This is a genomic window from Vibrio sp. 2130-1, from assembly GCF_033339515.1.
In genome coordinates this window covers 1-608 of record NZ_JAWOUT010000457.1, presented here as the reverse complement: position 1 = coordinate 608, position 608 = coordinate 1, and the positions used below count along the sequence as shown (strand labels likewise).

1 protein-coding gene is annotated in these 608 nt (G+C 50.3%); it reads right to left on the bottom strand.

The window, feature by feature from the left end:
• Positions 1 to 30: 30 nt before the first annotated feature.
• Positions 31 to 608 (bottom strand): DMT family transporter (locus tag R7Q09_RS26820; RefSeq protein ID WP_318144032.1); only part of this gene is annotated, 578 nt, incomplete at its 5' end.

Sequence of the window (608 nt, the reverse complement as noted above, 5' to 3'; positions counted from 1 at the left end):
GTGTCTGGTAATAAGAACTGGTTTGTAAGATTACTGAACTAAAATCCCCGCACCAATCACCGCTAGGGCCGCGCCCAACCAAGCAAATCGGTTTGGTCGGCGTTTAGTGTAAACCCAGAGCAGCGGTAGCAACATGATTGGCGTGGTTGAAGATAGCAGTGCAACCATACCTACGTTCCCTTCGCGCAGCGCGTAAAGAATTAACGTCATACCTACGGCCATCGCGAGAAAGCCATTCAACGCCGTAATGCCAAAAACACGCCAAGTAATGCGCTGGGTGGAGCGAGCAACTTTGACTCCAACGATAAGTAATAAGCAGTGCGCAACGAACGCGCTGATCATTCGAATTGCCGATGCAGCGATTGGGTCGACACTGGTTTGCATGACCGGTTTGGCAATAATGCCACCGAACGCCTGACATATTGCAGCGGTAAGGCCGAGTGAGACTCCAACCCAAATGTTGCCTTTGATTTCCTCGAGCACATTGTTAGTTTGTCCGCGTCGGCCAAAGAATATCGCCATCACCACACCGCTAAACACCAGTGCAGAACCAAGCAGTTCAATGGCCGTCATGCTTTCGCTAAACAGGAAATAACCTAAGATGGTGG